The sequence below is a fragment of the Staphylococcus sp. 231237_7MaSpsaltlick genome (genome assembly GCF_043107035.1).
The window spans coordinates 1-858 of the sequence record NZ_JBICNX010000196.1; the positions used below are offsets into that span (position 1 = coordinate 1).

The window sequence follows — 858 nt, forward strand, 5'->3', positions numbered from 1 at the left end:
ATCTATATCTTTTGAATCATATGCACTTCTGATAAGTTGAATTACGTTAATCAAACTAAAAGCCTGAAATATTGTTAAATAAATCACTTCATTATTTTTCATTCCTTCTATCAATTAATACTTAATATCGATATAGTACTTGTATCTTTATATTAGTGTGATTTTCTGTACATAAAGATTATACCGCCTCGGTTTTTTATACATTATGAGATACTTTGCATAAAATCAGAAAAGCCTTTTATAAGCAATTTTATTTTTACTATTTTCATTAAACACTTTATATAAATATCGATCGTTTATTACCGCCTCAAATGAATTGCTATAAATTTGTTGACGTTTTCTTTCTCTTTCATATATAGAAATACTTTTATCTCCCGACAAATAATTATCAGCTTCTTTATAAGTTTCAACTTTATAATATTCATTTCCATCAAAAATTTCATAAAATCTATGATAATTTAACGATAACAAAATTATCCACATAAAAATTGAGTTAACTTCTCCATAGTTATTTACCAATTTCACTATTTCTTTTAATTCATTGTCATCCATCTCTAAAGGTATAATAAATTCATTCTTTACTACAGGATTGAGATATTTTCTTATATTGAAACGAATTACATCAACCTTAATATCAAGAGCATAAGATTCAAGAGTATATAAAAATTTTTCATAATACTTTTTATAGTCATTCAATGGTATTTCTTTATTATTGGATATATTGAGATCTACAATTGTTAAAGTTATACCTCTTCCAGTCCAATAAACAAACATATTCATCTCTATTACTATATTTAATTTTTTATTTTTCAAGGTCAATTTAGTATTACAGCCATTATTATAAGGTTCGATTTCAAA

General features: G+C 23.9%; 1 protein-coding gene. It reads right to left on the reverse strand.

The annotated features are described in order from the left end of the window. Positions 1-225: 225 nt before the first annotated feature. The coding region (locus ACF91D_RS30875; RefSeq protein ID WP_392438574.1) for a hypothetical protein at positions 226-858 on the reverse strand (633 nt) is incomplete at its 5' end.